This is a genomic window from Stenotrophomonas maltophilia group sp. RNC7, from assembly GCF_030910085.1.
Lineage (GTDB): Bacteria > Pseudomonadota > Gammaproteobacteria > Xanthomonadales > Xanthomonadaceae > Stenotrophomonas > Stenotrophomonas sepilia.
The window spans coordinates 1-535 of the sequence record NZ_JAVFVN010000170.1 but is presented as its reverse complement, the minus strand read 5'-3'; the positions used below and the strand labels follow the sequence as shown (position 1 = coordinate 535).

Below are 535 nucleotides of genomic sequence, written 5' to 3'. Positions count from 1 at the left end.
CGTCAGATCAAGCTAATAAAATAAAAGATATGATAGTTCAAATTTGGGAAAATAGTAAATCTATATATGGGGCTCCAAAGATTCAAAAAACACTTGAAAATCAAGGATACAAAGTAAGTCTAAAGCGTGTAGGAAGATATATGAATCAATTAAATATTCGATCCATCGTTGTAAAAAAATATAGACATCATACAACTAAAATTTCAAGTGATCTAAAGTCAAATATCATGAATAGAAATTTTAATACAACTGGAGTCAACCAAAAATGGTGTACCGATATAACCTACATTCATACATCAATAGATAGATGGACTTATTTGGCATCAGTACTGGATTTACACAGTAAAAAAATTCTAGGCTACGCCTATGGCAAAACGCTAACTACTGAGTTAGCTTTAAAAGCAGTAGAAAATGCCTGCTTAAACACTAAAGATACAAATGGGATAATCCTACATAGCGATTTAGGAACACAATATACCAGTAGTGCTTTTGAAAACTACCCAAAATCAAAGGGAATAGTTCATTTCTTTAGTAG

1 protein-coding gene is annotated in these 535 nt (G+C 31.2%); it reads left to right on the top strand.

The window, feature by feature from the left end:
* Positions 1-535, top strand: a 535-nt coding sequence (locus RCF13_RS02295) for an IS3 family transposase (RefSeq protein ID WP_308140794.1), incomplete at both ends; no start/stop codon positions are given.